This window comes from Nitratireductor sp. StC3 (genome assembly GCF_003015025.1).
GTDB lineage: Bacteria > Pseudomonadota > Alphaproteobacteria > Rhizobiales > Rhizobiaceae > Mangrovimarina > Mangrovimarina alexandrii.
Genome location: NZ_PYBP01000012.1, coordinates 110,004 through 130,767 on the forward strand (window position 1 = coordinate 110,004; position 20,764 = coordinate 130,767).

Annotated in this window: 12 protein-coding genes; 3 read left to right on the forward strand and 9 right to left on the reverse strand. The window is 65.2% G+C overall.

Going from position 1 to position 20,764, the window contains the following annotated elements; all coding sequences use genetic code 11:
- Window positions 1-96: 96 nt before the first annotated feature.
- From C7T96_RS20525 to C7T96_RS20535, 3 genes are all read right to left on the reverse strand, one after another.
- On the reverse strand, window positions 97-9,087 hold the full coding sequence (locus C7T96_RS20525; RefSeq protein ID WP_146149216.1) for an SDR family NAD(P)-dependent oxidoreductase: 8,991 nt from the start codon (window positions 9,085-9,087) through the stop codon (window positions 97-99).
- On the reverse strand, window positions 8,985-9,836 hold the full coding sequence (fabD, locus tag C7T96_RS20530; protein WP_106573133.1) for an ACP S-malonyltransferase: 852 nt from the start codon (window positions 9,834-9,836) through the stop codon (window positions 8,985-8,987). Before fabD ends, C7T96_RS20525 begins: the two co-directional genes overlap by 103 nt.
- 205 nt (window positions 9,837-10,041) lie before the next feature.
- Window positions 10,042-10,899, reverse strand: coding sequence for a 4'-phosphopantetheinyl transferase superfamily protein (locus C7T96_RS20535; RefSeq protein WP_106573134.1), 858 nt, complete (start codon window positions 10,897-10,899; stop codon window positions 10,042-10,044).
- Between the two features lie 170 nt (window positions 10,900-11,069).
- Between C7T96_RS20535 and C7T96_RS20540 the strand changes: the two genes are divergently transcribed.
- Window positions 11,070-11,906: an amidohydrolase family protein gene (locus tag C7T96_RS20540; RefSeq protein ID WP_106573135.1), complete on the forward strand. Its 837-nt coding sequence runs from the start codon at window positions 11,070-11,072 to the stop codon at window positions 11,904-11,906.
- 49 nt (window positions 11,907-11,955) lie between these two features.
- Here C7T96_RS20540 and C7T96_RS20545 read toward each other — a convergent pair whose 3' ends face one another.
- The 6 genes from C7T96_RS20545 to C7T96_RS20570 all read right to left on the reverse strand — a co-directional run bounded on the left by C7T96_RS20545 (window position 11,956) and on the right by C7T96_RS20570 (window position 19,306).
- Window positions 11,956-13,719: a polyketide synthase gene (locus C7T96_RS20545; protein ID WP_106573136.1), complete on the reverse strand. Its 1,764-nt coding sequence runs from the start codon at window positions 13,717-13,719 to the stop codon at window positions 11,956-11,958.
- 13 nt (window positions 13,720-13,732) lie between these two features.
- Complete coding sequence (locus C7T96_RS20550; protein WP_106573137.1) at window positions 13,733-14,776, reverse strand: MupA/Atu3671 family FMN-dependent luciferase-like monooxygenase; 1,044 nt, start codon at window positions 14,774-14,776, stop codon at window positions 13,733-13,735.
- Between the two features lie 108 nt (window positions 14,777-14,884).
- Complete coding sequence (locus C7T96_RS20555) at window positions 14,885-15,793, reverse strand: sugar ABC transporter substrate-binding protein (protein ID WP_245414193.1); 909 nt, start codon at window positions 15,791-15,793, stop codon at window positions 14,885-14,887.
- Window positions 15,794-15,816: 23 nt separating this feature from the next.
- Window positions 15,817-16,812, reverse strand: coding sequence for an ABC transporter permease (locus tag C7T96_RS20560; RefSeq protein ID WP_106573139.1), 996 nt, complete (start codon window positions 16,810-16,812; stop codon window positions 15,817-15,819).
- Entirely contained in the window at window positions 16,812-17,810 is a 999-nt protein-coding gene (locus C7T96_RS20565) for an ABC transporter permease (protein ID WP_164749932.1), read from the reverse strand. Before C7T96_RS20565 ends, C7T96_RS20560 begins: the two co-directional genes overlap by 1 nt.
- Window positions 17,807-19,306, reverse strand: a complete 1,500-nt coding sequence (locus C7T96_RS20570; RefSeq protein ID WP_106573140.1) for a sugar ABC transporter ATP-binding protein — start codon at window positions 19,304-19,306, stop codon at window positions 17,807-17,809. Before C7T96_RS20570 ends, C7T96_RS20565 begins: the two co-directional genes overlap by 4 nt.
- Window positions 19,307-19,639: 333 nt before the next feature.
- Between C7T96_RS20570 and C7T96_RS20575 the strand changes: the two genes are divergently transcribed.
- Window positions 19,640-20,344 (forward strand): GntR family transcriptional regulator, encoded by a 705-nt coding sequence (locus C7T96_RS20575; RefSeq protein WP_106573141.1) that lies wholly within the window; start codon window positions 19,640-19,642, stop codon window positions 20,342-20,344.
- 6 nt (window positions 20,345-20,350) lie between these two features.
- Complete coding sequence (locus C7T96_RS20580; protein ID WP_106573142.1) at window positions 20,351-20,680, forward strand: L-rhamnose mutarotase; 330 nt, start codon at window positions 20,351-20,353, stop codon at window positions 20,678-20,680.
- Window positions 20,681-20,764: the final 84 nt, after the last annotated feature.

Here is a 20,764-nt window from a genome sequence, read left to right on the forward strand (position 1 = left end):
GGACGGCGAACCGGTTCCTCCGCCGCCCGGAAAGCCTCCCTCGTCGTCACTGCGGCCGGAGGATGGCCTCGCCTCGACGCCTGCTTGTCAACGCCGTTACGCGGACCGGGTGCCCGCGTCGAACATCGCAACGCCGTGCGGCCCGAGCTCGCCGTGCCGATAAGAATCCGGGACACGGACAACGATCTTGCCGACGCTTTCGCACGAGGCCAGATGCCGGTAGGCCGCGACGATTTCCTCGAGCTCGAAGATTTTTCCGATCATTGGCGACACGGTTCGGTTCGCAAGCAGGTCGAGACCGTCTTTCATATAGGCCATCGCAGCCGCCGGATTATCAAGCAGCAAGCGCCTCAAATCGAGACTGTGAAAGCTCTGATTGTTGTTCATGATGGAAAGGTCCACCGACTTCGCCGACCGCAGCGCCGTCATGGCGAGTTCGACGTAGCGCCCGCCGGGCGACAGGCATCTGATGCCTTTTTTCAGGGCATCTGCCGGCAATGTGTTGATCACCACGTCGACCCCCCTGCCGGCGGTGCGCCGCCCGATCTCGTCCTCGAAATCGTTGGCGCGATAGTTGAACACGTGATGGACGCCGAGTTCCTTCAGATACGCGATCTTCCGGTCGGAGCCGACAGTGGCGAATATCTCCGCGTCTCGATGCTTCGCCATCTGTACGGCGACGAGGCCGGTCCCGCCGGCGGCGGACTGGATCAGGATCCGTTCCCCCTTGCGCAGTTCCGCCTTGCTGAAAGCGCCGACCATCGTCGATGTGACGATCGGGAACGCGCTGGCCTCCTCGAAGCTGACCGTGTCCGGCTTGCGGAGCAGTTGCGTCTCGCGGCAGGTGACGACGCTTCCCTGCCCGCCGAGCCGTTCTCCCATCACGGCGATCACCGGGTCGCCCGCCGCGACCGCCGTGACCGCACTGCCGACCGACGCGACGACACCGCTCGCCTCGAAACCGGGCGTAAAGGGATAGCTGGGCATGGTGGGGTACATGCCTGAGACGCACAGCAAGTCTCCGAAATTCAAAGAAAATGCGTGGACGGCAACCCGGACCTGATCCGGCTCGAGGTCCGGCAGGGTGCCCTCGACCAGGCGGATATCGTCGATCCGACCAGGATTCGTCAGAAGGACGTGATGGAATTTCGGCAGGCTCACCGCCACGGAGAGCGCCGGTCGCGGCGCGTCGGCGTGTTTGGATTTGCGACCACGCGCGAGGATGTTCTTCAACTCGACGACGGTGCTGGGGGACGACTGGACATTTTGAGCCGCCGGCTTGGCCGCTGGTGCGGCGTCGCCGGCGGATACCGCGATCGATTGACCGAAATCCGCGCAGATTTTCGCGCAAAGTCTGTCGACCGTGTTGAAATCGAAGACCGCGATCGTCGGCAGATCGATACCCAGCGCCTGGTTGATGTCGTTCACCAGCCCCACCGAAACGATCGAATCGAACCCGTATTCCGAAAACGGCCGGTCGCTCTCGATGCGCTCGCGCGCCATGCCCAGCGATTGCGCGACCTTGTCGAGCACCACGTCGCGGACATGGTCCGCCTGCATATCGCCGCCCGCTCCGGACGGGGCAGCGGCCGGCATTCCGATTGCCGCGTCCTGCATCGCTGCCTCAGGATCGGCGCGCCTCCGATCTTCGGCGGCCGCGGTCGCGGGCCGGAGTGTGTCGGCGAAGTCGGTGCAAATCTTCTCGCACAAACGATCGACCGTGTTGAAATCGAAGATCGCGATCGTCGGCAGATCGATATGGAGCGCCTGGTTGAGCTCGTTGACCAATCCGACGGAGACGATCGAATCGAACCCGTATTCCGAAAACGGCCGGTCGCTCTCGATCCGCTCGCGCGCCATGCCCAGCGATTGCGCGACCTTATCGACCACTATCTCGCGGACATGGCTTTCGTTCGGTCTCTCCTGCGGCGGGCGGAACGCCGAGGGCGGCGGGACCGGCGCCACCTCTGCGCCACCGGCAGGCTCGTGCCGCTGCTGGCGCACAAGCCCATCGCTCTCAGCGACCACCACTTGCTGCCCCAGCCCGACCGCCTGCGATGCGGGAAAGAGCACCGCCTTGAAGCCCTCGCCCTTGAGAACGCGCCGCCAGGCATCCGCGGACAGGCAGGGCGAGCCCTTCAGCCTTACGCTCTTGTCTTCCGACAGCCACCAACCCTCGAGAAGGCCGAAGGTGAGATGCAGGAACAGCGATGTCTCGACGATCTCGTTGAGCAACAACAGGCCGTTGCCGCGCAGGAGGGCCTTGGCATTGCGCAAGGTCCGTCGGATGTTGCGGGTGGCGTGCAGAACGTTGGTCCCGACGACGAGATCGTACTGACCGCCATCGAAGCCCTGATCGGCGATCGGCTTTTCGACATCGAAGATCCGGGTCCGAAAATACGGGTTCTCCGCCCCGAAAACGCGTTCGCCATGCACGAGGAAGGCCCGTGAAAGGTCGGTATAGCAATAGTCGTCGATACGGTCCCGATACCCCTTCAGCCGCTCCAGGATACGCGCGCTGGTGCCGCCGGTGCCGGCGCCGACTTCCAGAATGCGGATGCGCGCCGTCGGGTCCTGCGCGGCCCGCTGCTCGATGAAGCCGACGACCGTGGTCGCGACGATCTCGTTGAAGTAGTCGGCGACGGGATTGTCCTTGTAAAATCCCTCGACCAGCGCCATCGAGGCGTTCGGAAAGAGGATGTCCGTCGCCCGCGTCGCTCCGCTCAGAATATCGGGCAGGGCGCGCATGGTCTTGTCGAGGAGTGTGACATTGGCCGCCAGGGCCGGTTCCGACAGCCAGAGGCTCCGACGCGCCTCCCACTCCCGCCAGGCCGCCGCCTCGTCTGCCTCGGGACATGCCAGCCGCCAATAGACCGTCCCGTCGTACGCAAGGTAGTTGGCGTCGGTGAGAGCGGTCAGGCTCTCCGCCAGCCATCGGTCGTAAAGATCGCGAAGTCCCAAGGCAGCCTTGATCCCGGCAAAGTCCGTGGGCGAGGCCGGAAATCCGAGCGTGCACAGTTGGGCCCAGAGCAGCCGGCGCAGCAACCGCTCGATCTCTTCAAAACCCGCCGCCCTTTCTGGCCGCATCTCTTGCGCCCGTGTCGCGACCGAGGCTTGCAGCCCCGCAAGCGTCGACGGATACGGTGCCGGATGGACGCTCACCTCGTCCGAGGCGACTCCATCTTCGTCGGCGAACGGCCGTGTCGGCTTCAGCAACACGACCTGATCCTGCCCTGCACGCAAAAGCAGTTCCAGCCCGGCCATGCTTTCCTCGGGCTCCAGCGAGCCTTGCCCGAGCCGCGCCATGCGCTCGCGATACGCCTGTGAGGCGACGATGCCTACGGACCCCCAATACCCCCAGTTCATCACCTTGACGGCGCATGGCAGATCTTGAGCCAGACGATGCGCGAACGCATCCTTGAAGGCGCAGCCGGCGGCGTAGTTGCTTTGTCCCGGCGGAGCCTTGAAACTCAGCATCGACGAGAAGAACAGGGCGAAGTCGAGAGGGTCGCGACCGAAGACCCGCGCCAGGTGTACGCTACCGTCGACCTTGACCGAAAGTGCCTCCAGGAAGGCCGCTTCCTCCATTCTGGCCAAGCTGGAATCGTTGAGGACGATCGCCGAATGGACCACGCCATGGACCTGGCCGTGCGCGTGCCTGATCAAATCGCGTACCCGCGCGAGGGCCGCTTCGTCCGACGCGTCGGCAACATGATAGTCCGGTGCCGGACCGAGCGCGGAAAGGCGATCGATCTTCGATTGGATTTCGGCATTCTTGGCGCGCCGGCCGATCCACACCACCTGCGCCCGATAGGCGCGGATCATGTACTCGGTCCAGACCTCGCCGATGCCGCCGGCGCCCCCTAGCACGACATAGACGCCACCGCGCCGATACGGGCTCGGGCCGGAACCGTCGAGCCGGGTGGGTAGGAGGACGCGGCGATACCACTCGCCGTGCCGGTATCCCAACGGGTTGCCGTGCCTGTCCGCAGGCAAGCGGAACACATCGGCGACAGGCCAGCCTTCGCCGCGGGGCATATCGAGAAGACGAACCCGCCAGGTCGGATATTCCTTCGCCATCGAGCCTATCAGACCGTGCACACCGGCGTGGGTGGGGTTCAGGTCCTCGCCGCGCTCGACCGGCAGGGATTGCGTCGTGACCACCGTCCATCCCAGCGGCCTGTCGCCATATCCAAGCTTGAGCAGTGCCTTGATGAGGCGAAAACATTGCAGAACGCCGCGCCGCTGGCCTTCGATCATCCCCTCACCCAAGGACAGGGACGACGGATCGTCCGGCGCAAGCCAGACGACGTGATCGATGGCGCCCGCCTCGCGAAGTCGGTCCTCGATCGCCTCCATGCCGGATGCCTGGTCGAGCTCGATTAGGCGCGCTTGCGGATAGGCGGCGCGAAATTCGGCCTGGCGCGCGGCGCTGCCGCCGATAACGGCCACCATGTCCGCGGTCGCCGGCCATATGTCGCCCCACGCGGGATCGGTCGCCTCCCACGCCGGCGTCAGCGTCACCGCATCGCTATCGCTCGGCATCGTCGCGGGGCGCTGTTCCTCGCCCTGAGGCGCCGCCCGCATGGTGAAGCCGCGCAGCGCCACGCTGGTTCGCCCGTCGTCGTCGCAAATATCGATGTCCAATTTGCGCAGCGTGCGCGACGCATCGCCGCCGGCGCTGTCGCGCACCCAAGCCCAGCCGCTGGACGGACTCGGGCCGAACACGGCGACCGCTTCGGCCGCGAAGGGCAGCGACAGGCCGTCCTGCTGGGCCCGCTCGAGTTCCAGACCGAGCGCTGCCTGCAAGGCACCGTCCAGAATGCTCGGATGAAGCACATAGAGCGCCGCGTGGTCCCGCACCGGATCGGGCAAGTTCAGCCGCGCCAGGACCTGCCTGCGTCCATGCCGATCGGTCCCGACGGACAGTTCGGCGACGCTGCGTTGCGCCGCGCCGTAGTCCAGGCCGATTCGCCGGAAACGCTCGTAACACGCATCTGCCGGGATCGATGTCGACCGGCATTGCGCCTGCAGCGCCGCTATGTCGACGACCGGGGCTTCGCGTTCGGCCAAAGGCGCGGCCCGCCCCTGGCAATGCACGATGCGTTCGTCGTCCCGCCCCCCGGCAGCTTGAGTCGACACCATCCACGCCATGACCGCACCGTCCCGCGCGGAGAGGTCGATCGCGACGTCGAGCGCGGCGGCGTCGACCGTAATCGACTGCGCCCACACCACGTCCTTCAGTTCGATCCCCACCCGCCACGACGTCTCTGTGCCCGACTGCGCCACGGCGGCGCGCGCCATCTCCAAATAGGCAACGGCCGGAAGCACGCGCCGCCCTTGCACCACATGGTCGGAGAGGAAGAACTCGTCGCCGCCAAAGCGTGTCAGGAAGCGCCGCTCCGCCAGCTCGGACGCATGCGCCTGCACAAGCGGGTGCGAAAAATCGGCGCGCGCGGCGTCCGGCGCGTCCGCGGCGGGTCGCGCCTGGACCGCGTTCGGTTTCGGCGGCAACCAATAGCGCTCCCTGGCGAACGGATAGGTCGGCAGCGCGAGGCGGGCTGGCTTGTTTTCTGGATAAAGCGCGGCCCAGTCGAACGTCCCGCCCTTCACCCACAGTTCGAGCAGCCTCGCCTGCTCGCCGTTCTCGACCCATTTCGCCAGGTTTTCCCGACTGTCGGCTGCGGCACCGCCCGGGGCATCCGCGTTGCGGGCGGCCTTGCCGCGATGAAGGCCCTCGATCGCGGCATCGCCTCCCAGGTAAGCGCGTAGGGTTGCTTCGAGTTCGGATATCGAGGTCGCGAGGAAGCCCAGGCGCACGTCCATCGGCTGTCGCCCCACTTGCAACGTGTACGCGACGGCCGCCAGCTGCTCGTCGCGCAACGGGTAGGTCGCGATCGCATCGAGCAACTGCCGCGCGCGCTCCGCCAGACGCTGCTCGGTCTTGGCCGAGAGCACCACCATGGCCGGCGCTCCGGTGCCTGCTGAAAGGTCGGCTGCGCCAGCCGGTTCCGCGACATATTCCTCGACGATGAGATGGGCGTTTGCCCCGCCGCTGCCGAACGAGCTGATGCCGGCCCGCCGCGGCAGCGCATCGCCGTCCTCGTCTTGCAACGGGGTCCAGGGCCGGCTGTCGCGCACGACGTAGAACGGGCCCTCGTCGAGCCGGATATGCGGATTGAGTTGGTCGCAATGCAGGCTCCGGACCAGCGTTTGATGCTGCAATTGGAGCAACACCTTGAACAGGCCCGCCGCGCCGGCCGCCGCCTCCAGATGTCCGATATTCGTCTTCACGGAGCCCAGCCCGCAATAGGGCTGCCCCATGTCGCGGCGGCTGCCCGCGAAGGCTTCGGCAAGCCCCCTGACCTCGGTGGGGTCGCCCAGCGCCGTTCCGGTGCCGTGGGCCTCGACATAGGTGATGGTGTCGGCCGGTACGTCGGCGCGCGCAAGAGCCTGTCTTACGAGCGCCGCCTGCCTGACATTGCTCGGCACGGTCAGCCCCGCGGTCTGACCGCCATGGTTGACCGCCGTTCCGGCGATAAGCCCGTGAATGCGGTCGCCCGCATCCACAGCCGCGTCCAGCGGCTTGAGCAGGAACACCGCGCCGCCCTCGCCGCGGACATAACCGTCTGCGGCGCGGCCGAAGGTCTTGCATCGCCCGTCCTTGGACAGCATGCCGGCCGAATAGAAGGCCACGCTGTTGGCCGGATGGCACATGATGTTGACGCCGCCCGCCACGGCTTGGTCGCACATGCCACTCTTGATGGCCGAGACCGCCTCGTGGACCGCGACAAGCGAGCTGGAACAGGCCGTATCGATCTGGATGCTGGGTCCGTTCCAGTCGAAGAAATAGGAGATGCGGTTGGCAAGCAGGGCGACGGACGTCGAGAGTCCGAAATGCCCGTCTATATGGTCGGCCTGTTCGCTGTAGAGACGCAACTGATAGTCCGAACCGCTGGCCCCGACATAAACGCCCGTCTTGGTCCCGGTGAGCGCGTGCGCCGAATACCCGGCATCTTCGATGCACGACCAGGCCAGTTGCAGCATCAGTCGCTGTTGGGGATCGAGGAGCGCGGCATCCTTCGGAGAGATGCGGAAGAACAACGGGTCGAACTCGTCGACGCCGTGGATAAAGCCACCCCGGTCGATACCGCGATGCTTGCCGCCAGGGTCGATCCCGGCGGGCCACGTCCATCTGTCCGCAGGCATCCGACCGACCATGTCCTTGCCGTCGCGCAGCGCGTTCCAGAAGCTGTGCCGGTCCTCGATCCCCCCCGGCAGCCTGCACGCCATGCCCACGATCGCGATCGCGTCGCCTTTCGGCGCGGGTGTCTTGCGTCTTTCGGCTGGCGGGGAGCCGGCGGCCGACGAAGCGCTCGTCTGTGCCGGCTTCGCGGCGGTGCCATCCTGGCCGGCGGATGGCTGCGCAAACCGTTCCGCCAGGTGCTTCGCGATATGCTCGCACGTGCCGTACTCCGCGAAGAACGTCGCCTCCAGCCGCACGCCGAACGTCGCGCGAATACGCTCCCGCAGATCGAGCAGGTCCGCCGAATCCATGCCGAGCTCGAACAGGGGGCGCGCGACGTCGACCTGCGCGCCATCGCCAGCGCCGAGGATCGTCGCCACCGTCGTGGCGAGGAAGGACTCGATTTCGTCCGCGCCGACCGGGACAGCCGTTGCGGTGGCGTCGACCGACAGTTCCTTGCGCTGGCGGCGCCCTTCATACCTGACCAGAACGCCGAAACCGCCGTTTTCGCCGTCGCGTGGCCGGTAGTTTGCAACCAGCCTTTCGATCCGGGCGCCGTGCATCTCGTGAAAACGAAGCACCGTATCGACAAGCCGTCCCTGCTCGTTCCGCAGTTTGATGTAGCGCGACAGGTCCACACCGTCGTGCTTGGCGTAATCCTTGCAGCGCGTTACGCCGATCACGGCCTCTATGCCCGGCGTGGCCGCGCAATATTGGAGCATGAACTCCAGAAGCTGATCGCCATAGCTCCTGTCCTGCATTTCCGGCAGGACGTTGAGCGCGAGCAGCAGCGCCAGCGGCCCGGCGGCCTCGTGTAGCTTGCCGACCGTGAACATCGTCGAATCGCCGAAATCGTCATCGACAACACGTTGCGAGTAGACGGCGCCGACGAGACCGCGTTCGTTTTCAAGCACGAGCTGGCCGGCCGGATGGCGGGTCAACCGGCCGCGGATCATTGCCGAGGAGGCACGGCTGCCGACCGCCCAACATGATTTTTCCAACGCCGCCAATGCCGGCAGGTCGGCCTTGGCGGCAAGACGAACGCTGTAGTCGCGATGCCTGAAGCGCACGGCCGAGAACGCGTCCGTATCCGCCATCTGCCCCAATTCGAACGCTGGACCGGCATCGGGAAAAACCCCGCCGCCCCCCAGCGCCAGCAACAATCGTTGCGGATCGCGCATCCAAGCGATCGCGCAAGACGGCTCCAAAGCGGATTGCTGGGCCAGAACGGTCAGGCCGTGCCGCTTCAGCGACGTGCCAAACGAGCCGGCATCGAAGAGCAGGCTTGCCGCCGCCATCGCTGCCGCGTCGGGTTCCGTATCCACGGCCGGAGCATGGATATAGGCAGCGTTTTCGAGATCCGTAACGCCGAGCGCGGCCAGTTGTTCGGCAAGCATCGCACCGCTGTCGCAGAGACCGGGGACAACGCGAGCGGAGGAACCGGCATGGTCGATGTCGGGACTGGGGTTCAAGCCGATCAGGATCGGCAGCGAACCGGACGGCAGGTGGCGATACTCGGACCGCAGAACCCGCTCCAGGTGACGCGATAAAGTGCCCGCGCCGAAGCCGATGTCGACGATATATTTCGGCGCGCCATCCTGAAAGCATCGGTCTAGCAGCAGCCGCGCCGGCGTTTCGGGGATTTTCGTTTTGGGTGTGTTTGCCATCGTCTCCCACCATGCGACTTCGCCAAGGCATAACCGTCGCCCGGCCGCGGTCTCGACTTGCCTGGAGCGTGTCAGTGAACCTGTGCGACGAGCTTCGTCAGAACGTTTCCCGGTCCGACTTCCGTGAATTTGGTGACGCCGAGATTTCTCAGATGCCGAACCGTGTCCTGCCACCGGACCGGACTGGTGATCTGTCTGGCCAACAGATCCTTGATCGCGGCGGAACTGTTTTCGGCCGGATAGGGCTTCGCGGTGACGTTCGATATCACGCCGAGCCGGGGTGCGTTGAAAGAGTAATCCGCCAGGGCAAGGCGGAACGCGTCGGCGGCATCTTTCATGTAGCGCGAGTGGAAAGCCGCGCTGACCGGCAACGGAATGAACATGTCGACATGCGGCTTGAGCGCCGTTTCGGCAGCGTCGATATCCCGTTCGGGACCGGAGATGATGGTTTGGCTTGGCGAATTGTGGTTGGCGATGTCGATCGTGCACAACGCATGATCCTCGATCAGCCCGGCGAGCGTTTCGGCATCCGGACCGATCACCGCGGCCATGGCGCCGCCGCGCGCCTGGCCCATGAGTTCGCCTCTCTTCTTGACGAGCCTGAGCCCGGTGTGAAAATCGAACACGCCGCTGGCGAAAAGCGCGTTGAACTCGCCCAGGCTGTGACCCGCCACGTATGACGGAAGCCCGTTCTCGCGCACCGCACCGAAATGGTGCAGCGCGTTGACGACATAGAGCGCGGGCTGCGTGAACTGGGTCTGTCTCAGCCGGCCGTCCTGATCCTCGAGGCACAGAGCGCGAATGGAATAGCCGAGAATCTGGTCGATTTCGCTCTCAAGTCTCCGGAATTCCTCTTGCTCGAACCACGCGCCTCCCATGCCGCGATGCTGCGAGCCTTGCCCCGGAAAGATGAATGCTTCCATGTTCGAGCGACCTCCCCTCCTCCGCCCGGTCGCCACGGCAAACCAGCCGGCTCGTGTTTGGCGTTTGCAGCGTTGCGACTTTCTTGCGCTGGAGAGGCATTCCTCCAAGCAAAGGCCCTCATTTCGCTGATACGCCTCAAGGTTGTTATCCTAATATAATAGAATGCGTCGAACAAGGTGGACGGCCCGGATCATTGTTTTGCCCTCAGCCGGCGCCGGACGCGGTTTGCCCGCGCTCCCACCCCGCGGGCAGGTTGATGGGGCGCGTCCGCCTGAGCACGAGATGCGGTTCGATGGATGTCGACACCGCGATGCCGAGGGCATAGCCCATCAATCGAAGGCTGCGAAACGCCCAGCGCGCGGGATCGTCCGCGATGGCGCATGTGAAATGCACCATCGGCCGCACGTCGTCGACGTCGAACCAGACGCCCTCCACCGGCAGCGACATCCCCAGCCCACGCGCCTTCAGATAGGCTTCCTTCAGGGTCCACAGCGTGAAGAAGAACGCGCCACGCCGATCCGCCGCCAAGGCATCGAAACGCACCTGTTCCGGCGGCGCGAGGACGCTTTTGGCCAGATCGTCGACAGGCCCCATGCGGGCGCGGTGTTCGACATCGACGCCCAGTTCGGCGACGCCGCCCACCGCGCAGACGACCATGCCGTGGGTGTGCGAGAGGCTGAAATGCAGATCGCTGACGCCGTGGCAATCGGCGATATAGGGGCGGCCATGGCGATTGGTCGCGAAGCGCCAGTCCTTCGGCGCGATGTCGCGATAGCGCGACAGGCTGGTCCGCACGAGGCCCCGCGCGGCGAGATATTGTTGGCGGGCCGATTCCGCTTTGAAAGACCCGTGACGCTGCCGCTCATCGTGGCTCAGGAGTTGCAGGCAGTCTGCCTGTTCCGCCGGCGAGAAATCGTCGAGCGGCACGTACCACAGGTCGATACGAGGCCGGCCCGCCGCCGCATCGTCGTCCTCATGCGAACCACCGGCGATGCCCAAATGATTGCTGCGCGACGCCGCACGACCGCGATCATCGAGCCTGCGAAGCGAGACGCTGCCCATTTTCGCGCCTCCTCCCGTGAGGTCGTTCGAGAACGAATTGAAAATCACCGGTTCAAAAGAATAAAATACTAGTATAATGATCAGGTCAAGCGAGCCGATCCCGGGCAAAAAAATCGCTCCCCGGCTTCGCCCGGTCGGGTCATCGGGCGCCACCAGAACGAGGACATCAAATGATCGTTGATGCGCATCATCATCTTTGGAAGCCGGCGCGCAACGATTATGACTGGATGCGCGGCGCACCCGATATCCTGTTGCGCGACTACCTTCCCGACGATCTGGCACCCGTGTTGCAGCGGTTCGGCGTGGTGAAAACCATCGTCGTGCAGGCAGCCCAAACGCAGGCCGAAACCGACTTCCTGCTCGACCTTGCCGAAACCACGGATTTCATTGCCGGCGTGGTCGGCTGGCTCGATCTGGAAAGCGACGACTTCGAGGCGCAGCTGTCGATCTACCGGAACAGGCCGAAATTTGTCGGAATACGGCCGATGCTGCAGGATCTGCCCGACGACGACTGGATTGTGCGCCCGCAGGTGATACGCAGCCTCAAGGCGATCGCCGAAGCCGGGGTCGCATTCGACTTCCTCACCTATCCGCGCCATCTCGGCCATGTCGCCGCGGTGCTCGAGCAAATACCGGGGCTGAAGGCGGTGATCGACCATCTGTCGAAGCCGCCGATCGGCTCCGGCGAACTGGATCCCTGGCGGGCGGCAATCGAGCGCGTGGCCCGTTTCGAGAACGTGCACTGCAAGCTCTCCGGCCTGATTACCGAAGCCGACCCGGCAGACTGGCGCGTCCGCGACCTGCAGCCTTATGTTCACCACGCGCTCGTCTGTTTCGGGCCGGAAAGGCTGATGTTCGGCAGCGATTGGCCGGTGTGCCGGATTGCCGGTGAATATGCAGACGTGCTTGCGGCGACGATGCGTGCCCTGCCCGCGGAGCTGAGCGCGGATGCGAGGATATTCTCCCGCAACGCGACGCGATTTTACGGGCTGACATCGATCGATTGAGGTCACGGCGGCATCACCGTTCGCGCGATCGGGGCGTGAACGGGGGAGGTTATTCGGCACGGACGCTCGGCAGGGGGAAGCTGCGGCGTCGCAGGGGCGTTGGATCGATCGCCGTGCGCCGTCCCGCCTTCAGAACCTCTCCCCAGTCGACCGTTTCCCCGGCAAGCCAGCGCCTCGCCGCCGCCCCGACCCGATCGTCCGGCGGACCGGCTCCGTCTTCTCCGGCGCGCTGCGGCTGCGTCGCGCCCCGCGCGAGATCGCAGAGCCGCATCGCGAGTTCGCTCCTCGATGAAACCAGAAACGCTCTACGGCAGACGCGATGAGACCTGCCGGCGGCGAGGGTGAAGGCCAGGTCGGCGAGTGATTCAGGTGCCTCGCGGTCAAGCCATTGCAGCAGCCGCTCGGCCTGCTGGCGCAGATCGTCCGCCTCGTCGCCGGAAAGCAGAATGGGAAGACGGTCCGGCGCCGGGTCGACAGCGGGCGGGGGCGGCGGTTCGCTCAAAACGATGTGGGCATTGCATCCGCCCAGCCCGTAAGCGTGAACGGCGGCCGTGAAAGCGGCCTGCCCGATACCCGCCGAAAGCTCTCGAACCGCGATATTCTCGGACAGGATACGGCAAGCGCCGGGGCGTAGCTCCGTGTCTTCCACGATGCTTCGATGGCCCCGGGTCCCCGGCACCATCCCGCGCCTGATCGCCATGACGACCTTGATGATTTGAGACATGCCGCCGGCTGCCTCGAGGAAGCCGATATTGCCCTTCACCGAGCCGATGCGGACACCCTCGGCAAAAACCGCCTGAAACGCCAGCAACTCGCTGAGATCGCCGCCGCCGCCATTTCCATGCGCCTCGACATAGGCCACCTGCCGCGGATCGAGCCCGTGGCGGCGATAGGTTTGGCGGACCAGATCGGCCTGGGCGGCGGCATCCGGCCGCGTGAGGCCGCCGGACGAGGCGCCCTGATGATTGACGCCATTGGCCAGGATGAGGGCATGAATGGTGTCGCGGTCGTCCAGCGCCGCCTCCAGTGGCTTGATCACCAGCGCGGCCACGCCCTCGCCCAGCACCTGCCCGCCGGAATCGCGGTCGAACGGGGCGCATTCCCCCGACGGGCTGAGCAAGCCGAGTTCCTGCAGCATCACGAGCCTGCTCGGTTCCAGGAGCAGGCTGACGGCCCCGACGACGGCCTGTTCGCACTCGCCGTTGCGGATCGCCTCGACCGCGCGGTGGACGGCGACGAGGGCGCTGGAGCAGGCGGTGTCGACGATCTCGCTCGGCCCGCGGAAATCGAAGACGTAGGAAATCCGGTTGGGCACGAGCGAGCGGGCGCTGCCGGCGGCGAGATAGATCCGCGAAATCTCGTCCCAGTCCCCGGCACGGGCGTAGAATTGAAAGTCCTGATTGTACATCGCCACGAACGTGCCGGTCGAGCGGCGCCGAAATTCCTCCGGCGCATATCCGGCGTTCTCGATCGCGAGCCAGGCTTCCTCCAGCATCACGCGTTGATGCGGATCGATTGTCTCGGCTTCGCGGGGAGACAGGCGGAACAGGCCGTTGTCGAAGTCCAGGACGTCGTCCAGCGCCCCCACCTTGGGCACGGCGATCCGGTCGTTGCCGCACCAGCGCCATCGCTCGCGCGGCGGTGGCGAAAAAAGGTCGGCCCCGCCGATCAGGGAACGGTGATACGCTTCCGCCCCCCGGCTGCCGGGGAAGCGGCACGACATGCCCACGATCGCCATCGGCGAACGCGCACGACCCGCGACACCGCGCGGCGCGATGTTGTCCCCAAGCGCTTGGTCGGCAGCCGCCTGCATGTCGGGCGCAAGCCTACGCGTCGACCGGCTCGAAGCTTCTCTTGAGCTCGGCCAGGTAGGGGAGATTCGCGCGGATGTCGGAGAGGGAGGGACCGTAGTCGAGCAGGCACGCGATCTCGTCCACCCCCGCCGCGGCAGCCGAGAGGGCGAATTTCCGCGTGTCGCCGACCGTCCCGAAAAGCGCGGCGGTGTTGAAGTAGCGTTCGAACGAATATTCGGCCATGTCGTCGATCTCCGCCGGAGAAAGTTGCCGGCCGACGTCGACGGCCTTGCCCTGCAGATGGCTCGACAGGCTGGTCTTGATGTATTGCAGGAAAGGACCACGCACCGCGTCGTGCACGGTGTCGATGTTCTCGTGGACGAACGTGTGCAGCATCAGCGTCACCGTGCCTCCGGCGGGATCGAGGCCGGCTTCCTCGCGACCTTGGCGATAGAGCCGAACCTTGTCCGCGAGCTGCTCAAGCGAAATCCCGGCGAGCATGGTGAGAACGTTCATCCCCAATGCGCCCGCCTTACGGAAGCTTTCCGGCTGCTTGGACGCCGTCAGCCACAGGTTCGGCTCGGGCTGAACGGGCCGGGGATAGGTAACGATTTCCGTCGACGCCTGGTCTCCGTTCGGATAGGCGACCGGTTCGCCGCGCCAAAGCCTGCGAATCTCGTCGATGCGCTCGAGCCAGATACTGCGCAGGTCCGCGTAGGAGGATGGCGAGAGCACGAAGTCGTTGACGTTCCAGCCGCTTGCCAGCGCGAGGTCGACGCGCCCGTTCGAAAGCTGATCGACAACGGACCATGATTCGACGATCTCGGCTGGGTGATGCAACGGCACCACGACGCTGCCGGCGCGCAGGCGGATAGTCTCCGTCACCGCCGCCAGATAGGCCGCGACGACGGCCGGATTGGGATAGATGCCGCCGAGTGTATGGAAATGGCGCTCCGGTATCCAGACCGCCTCGAAACCGTGCCGGTCGCCGTAGCGGGCGATCTCCGAGATGACGGCGTAGGCGCCGCCGGCCTCCTCGGGATAGGAATTCGAGAAGAACATGAGGCTGAACTTCATGGGCGCTCTCCGATTGCTTCGCCGCCCGCTGGCGCGGCAAGCGCCTTCACCATCGCGCGATGCCGCAGCAGCGGCCGGCCCGGACGGTCCGGGCCGGCCGCTTGAGCGTCAGAATGCCGGCTCGACCGACTCCACGTTCTCCTTGGTCACGACGGTCAGCGGGATCGGCAGTCGATCCTTGACCTCCTCGCCATCGAGGATGCGCGCCATCGTCTCGATCGCCAGCCGGCCGTCTTCGACCGGCGACTGGACGATCGTCGCGTGCATCTCGCCGGTGCGGATGGACTCGAAGGCATCCTTCTGGCCGTTGATGCCGACGATCGGCGGGGTCGGCTTGGACGGATTGGCTTCCTTCCAGGCATCGATGAAGCCGCGCGCCATGGTGTCGTCATTGGCGTAGACGCCGTCCAGCTCGTCGCCGAAACGCGTAATGAGGTCGCGGCTCACGACCAGCGCCTTCTGCTGGTCGAAATCGGCATTGACCGTGTCGAGCACCTTGATGCCCGAACCGATTTCCTTGAGCCGATCCTCGAAGCCGCCGACACGGCCGATCGTGGTGCCGTTGCCGGCCTGGCCGGCGATGATAACCACGGAGCCCTCGCCGCCGAGTGCCTCGTTGAGCGCGTCCGCTGCCATCTCGCCCTCCTCATAGACGTCCGGTCCGGTAAAGGATGTCACGAACGGCTTCGCCTCCTCGCCCATTGGCGAGTTGATGAGAATGGCCGGAATCTCGGCCTGCTGGGCGCGCGCCAGCCCGGGGATGTAGGCCTGCGGGTCGAGCGGCCAAAGAATGATCCCGTCGACGCCGCGCGCCACGCAGGTGTTGAGCTGCTCGGTGCCTTTCTGGACGTCGAAGTCCTGGCTGAGGCTCAGGATCTCGATCTTGAGCTCCTTGGCGCGCTCCTGAAGCGCCTCGTTGGCCGGGGTGGCATAGGCATGCGAGTCGGCCGCGTTCACGTAGCAAACCGTCTTTGCCTGTGCCAAGCCGGTCGACGCCAGCATGGCGGCGGCGGCCACGTACAATAAATTCCTCTTCCCAATCATGCGCTTCCTCCCTGTTTGATTGGATTGCCTTGAACGAGCGAAGGACGGCTGGCCGTAGCCTTCCGCCTGGTGCTGACGGTACGGTCGAGCACGACGAGCAGGATCAGAATGAACCCCGAGACGACCTGTTGGACGTAGGCGGGCACCGACTGAAACTCCATCGCCACCGTCAGCGCGCCGATGGTGAGCACGCCGCCCAGCGTGCCGAGCGCGGAGCCCTTGCCGCCCTCGATCCTGGTTCCCCCGACGACGACGGCCGCGATCACGGTCACGATCAGGGTGGAGCCGAACACGGGCGAGCCGGTGTTGGTCACCAGGCTTTGCAGTACCCCGGCGAGGCCTGCCAGCGTGCCGGCGAAGACGAAGCCGAAGAAAAGGATGCGCCCGGACGCGATGCCGCTTTCCTCGGCCGCCACCGCGTTCGACCCGACCGCGAAGACGTTGCGGCCCGGAATGGTGCGCGTCAGCCAGAAATGAAGCAGCAGGATGAAGGCCACGAACAGCGCGCTGCGAACCGTGAACACGTCCAGATAGATCTGCGCCAGGGCGAGCGAGAACATGATGTCGGTTCCCGTCACCGGCTGACTGTCGGTGATCCAGTGCGCGATGGAGCGGAAGATCAGCATCGTGGCCAGCGTGAGGACGAGCGAATGCACCTTCAGGCCGACCACCAGGGCGCCGTTGATCGCACCCGCCACCATGCCCACGACGACGCCCGCCGCAGCGGCCGGCAGGATGCCGAGTTGCGGCTGCAGCATGATCGACACGATGCCGGCCAGCGCGAACACCGAACCGGCCGACAAGTCGATCTGGCCGGCGATCAGCAGGACCGTGAGACCGATGGCGATCAGACCGATCGTGGCGGCACGGTCGAGCCCGAGGCTGAGCGTCGTGGCGCTGACATAGCCCGGGACGAGCGTCGCCGAGATAATCAGGGTGAGGCCGAGAATGATCGGGACCCTGTATTGCAGAGCCAGCGAGACGTACCGCATCACGCGCCTCCCCTCTTTCGGAGTGCCGCATCCATGCCGACGGCGCAGACGATCAGCGCGCCGAGCACGAAACCCTGCACGGGCGTGCGAACCCCCTCCAGCACCATCACATTGGTCAAGAGCTGCACGAAGACCAGGCCGGCGATGGCGCGGGGAACGGAGCCGAAGCCGCCGATGATCGAGACGCCGCCGACCACGACCGCGGTGATGGCGCTGAACTCGTAACCGGTGCCGACCAGCGGACGGGCGCTCTGCAATGTCAGCCCGAGCAGGCCGCCGCTGATGCCGGCCGCCAGACCGGTGATGACGAACGCGCCTGCCTTGACCGCGCGAACCGGCACCGCGCTTGCCTCGGCGGCGCTGTAGTTGCCGCCGGTCGCCAAGGTCCACCGGCCCCAGAAGGAGCGCGAGAGAATAATATGGCCGAGGATTGCGATCGCCGCGAAGATGATGGCGACGACGGGGATGCCGAAAAGCCTGCCCTTGACCAGTTCGGCGGAAGCCGGGTTGGTTCCGTAGACGATTACCCCGCCGACCGCGGCTTGGACGATGCCCAGCCCGATCGTTCCCACCCCCAGCGTGGCGATAATCGGATTGACGCCGAAATACCCCACCAAAACGCCGTTCAAAAGCCCGATCGCCCCGGCCAGCGCGACCGCGACCATGAACGAGGGAACCGGTCCGATCATCGGCTGAAGACCGAGGGAAAGGATCGCGCCGCAGGCGATGGTCGCCGGGACCGAGAGGTCCGCGAGCCCTCCCACGACGAGCACGAACGTCATGCCGACGACGACGATGCCAACGATCGACATCGAGGTCAGAACGTTGAGGAAATTCCCGGTGGAGAAAAAGGCCGCGTTCGCGATCGAACCGTACAGGATCACGGCGAGGATCGCGATCAGGAGCCCGGCCTTGGACAGCGCGTCCACGACCTTGCTGCCGCGCGTGAAACGATCGCCGGGCTTCATGCGTGCGATGTCCACAACCCCCTCGGTCATGCGACCTCCTCGCCCGTCGCCAATGCCATGATCCGCTCCTCGCTGAGCTCTTTGCGATCGATCGGGGCGGAGGCGTGACCGTCCCGCATCACCACCACCCGGTCGCACACGCCGAGAACCTCCGGCAGTTCCGACGAGATCATCAGGACAGCCATGCCCTCGGCGACCAACTGGCCGATAATGTTGTGGATTTCCGCCTTCGCGCCGACGTCGACGCCCCTCGTCGGCTCATCCAGAATGAGCACCGACGGCTTGGCGGCCAGCCATTTGGCGATCACCGCCTTCTGCTGGTTGCCGCCCGACAAGAGATTGATCCGGCGCTCGCCGTCCGGCGGCGAAATCGCGAACTGGGACACGTAGTGACCGGCAAGCGCGCGGTCGGCGCCATGGCTGACGCAACCGAGCTTGCTGAGCTGCCGCAGGATCGGCAGGCTGATGTTCTCGCGCACGCACATCGCCGGAACGATGCCGTCGCCCTTGCGGTCCTCCGGCACATAGGCGATGCCGGCCTTCACCGCATCGGACGGCGATCGAATACCCGGCTCGCGCCCGCCGAGCCGGAGGGTGCCGCCGGTCAACTGGGACAGGCCGAAGATGGCGCGCGCGACTTCGGTGCGCCCTGCCCCGACCAGCCCGGTCAGGCCGAGGATCTCGCCGGCCCGCACGTCGAAGCTCACATCGCGGAAATGTTTGCCGTCGCTGATATTCTCGACGCTGAGGACCGGCGCGCCGATGGCCGCGGGACTCTTCGGGAAGACATTGCTCACTTCCCGCCCGACCATCAGGCTGATCATTTCGCCGGCGGTTATGCCCTCGATCGGCCGGGTCTCGATCATGCTGCCGTCGCGCAGCACGGTCACCTCGTCGGCGATCTGCAGAACCTCCTTGAGCCGGTGGCTGATATAGACGATGGCGATCCCGTCGTCGCGCATCTTGCGCAGGATCGAAAAAAGCGCGGCGGTCTCGTGCTCGCTCAGGCTGGACGTGGGCTCGTCGAGCACGATGATGCGGGGGTCGGCGGCATAGGCTTTGGCGATCTCGACCAGTTGCTGCTGGCTGATCGACAAATTGCCCAGCCGCTCGCGCGGATTTATCGCCGCGCCCAGTTCCTCCAGAACGGCCGTCGCCTTGGCGACCATCTCGCGCCGGCGCAGCAATGTCCATTTGCCGGGCATGCGGCCGAGATAGACGTTTTCCGCAACGCTGAGATCCGGGACCAGGTTGATTTCCTGGTGGACCATTCGCACGCCGAGCGCCTGCGCGTCGGCGGGACGGCGCATGCGCACCTCCGTGCCGCCGACCCTGATCGTACCGCTCGTGGGCGGATAGGACCCGTTCAGAACCTTCATCAGGGTGGATTTGCCCGCGCCGTTTTCTCCCACGACGGCATGGACACTGCCGAACTTTACGGAGAAGTTGACGTTGGACAGCGCCTTCACGCCTGGAAACGTCTTGGTGATCCCCTTCATGTCCAAGGCGCAATGAGCGTCTGTCATGTCCGGCTTGGTTCCTCCCTGGCAGAACCGGTCGCTGCCTCCACAACGACCGCGTGCATGTTATGTTAGTATAACAGTTCTTTCAAGCGGCTGCTTCTTCCTGAATGTCCGTCGGTCTGTTGAGAAGCGTCCCCACGGCCGAAAAAGGCCGACGCGCAGCGCATCGGTTCCCGGCGCCGCCTCTATTGCACTAATATAACAGTCGTGACAAGCTGAATTTCGCGTCGAGGCGTTTCGGGGCGCCGTCGACCTGGCACAGGCCGTCCTCCCGAAATGTTTGACATGCTAGTATAAGGGTGATCATTGCCCACGAACGGCAACTTGGATGGTTTCATGGACTTCGACCCGAAAACCCTGAACCGGGCGCTCCCGCTCCGGGATCAGATCTATCAGAAGATTCGCAACATGATCGCGGTCGGACGGCTGAAGCCGGGCGACCCGATCAACGAGGTCGCCATCGCCGAAGCGCTGGGCATCTCCCGAACCCCGGTGCGCGAGGCTGTCAAGCGCATCAGCGACGAAGGTCTCATCAATGTTCTGGCGCAGACCGGCACCTATGTCGCGCCCATAAGCCGGGCCGACCTCGAGGAAGCCTATGTGATCCGCCGCGCGCTGGAAATGGAAAGCGCCAGGCGGGCCGCGCCGAAATTCACCGCCGCGGCGGCCGAGGCGCTGGAGGACAACATCGCCGCCCACCGCCTGGCGATCTCGCGGGGAAAATATGCCAGCGCCATACAGCTCGACGACGTGTTTCACCGCACGATTGCCGAAACCAGCGGCTTCCCGATGATTTGGAAGGCCGTCGACATCTCGAAGGCGCAGATGGATCGTGGCCGCTACCTGGCGATCCCCAAGCCGGGTTATGGCGAACAGACGATCGAGCAACACGAAGCGATCCTCGACGCCCTGAAGCGCCAGGACGCCGAGGGTGCCGCGCTGGCGATGGAACATCATCTCGAGACGTCGCTTCACAATGCGATCGAAGTCGCCGGAGAGCTGGGCGCCAAGGTGGCGTCGACGGCAACCGAAGCAGAGTAGCGCGGCATGAAGAGGATGGGGCTTTGCATTTCCCTGAAGGCCGAGGCCGTCGCGGAATACAAGCGGGTTCACGCCGAGGTCTGGCCCGAGGTCCTCGATGTCATCGGCCGGGCCAATATCAGGAACTACTCCATATTCCTGCGGCAGCCGGAGAACCTGCTCTTCGCCTATTGGGAGTATCACGGCTCCGATTTCGCGAAGGACGCGGCCAAGATGGGCGAATCGCCGGCAATGCGTAGGTGGTGGCAATTGTGCGACCCCATGCAGGAGCCCTTGCCGACGCGGGCCAAGGGCGAATGGTGGGCCGCTATGGAAGAGGTCTTTCACCTCGATTGAATCCGGGCGCCGGGATCGTCCGCGCGGCGCCGTTCAACGGGCCGGACAGACACGGCCGCATCCGCCGCAACCCCGGCGGCATCG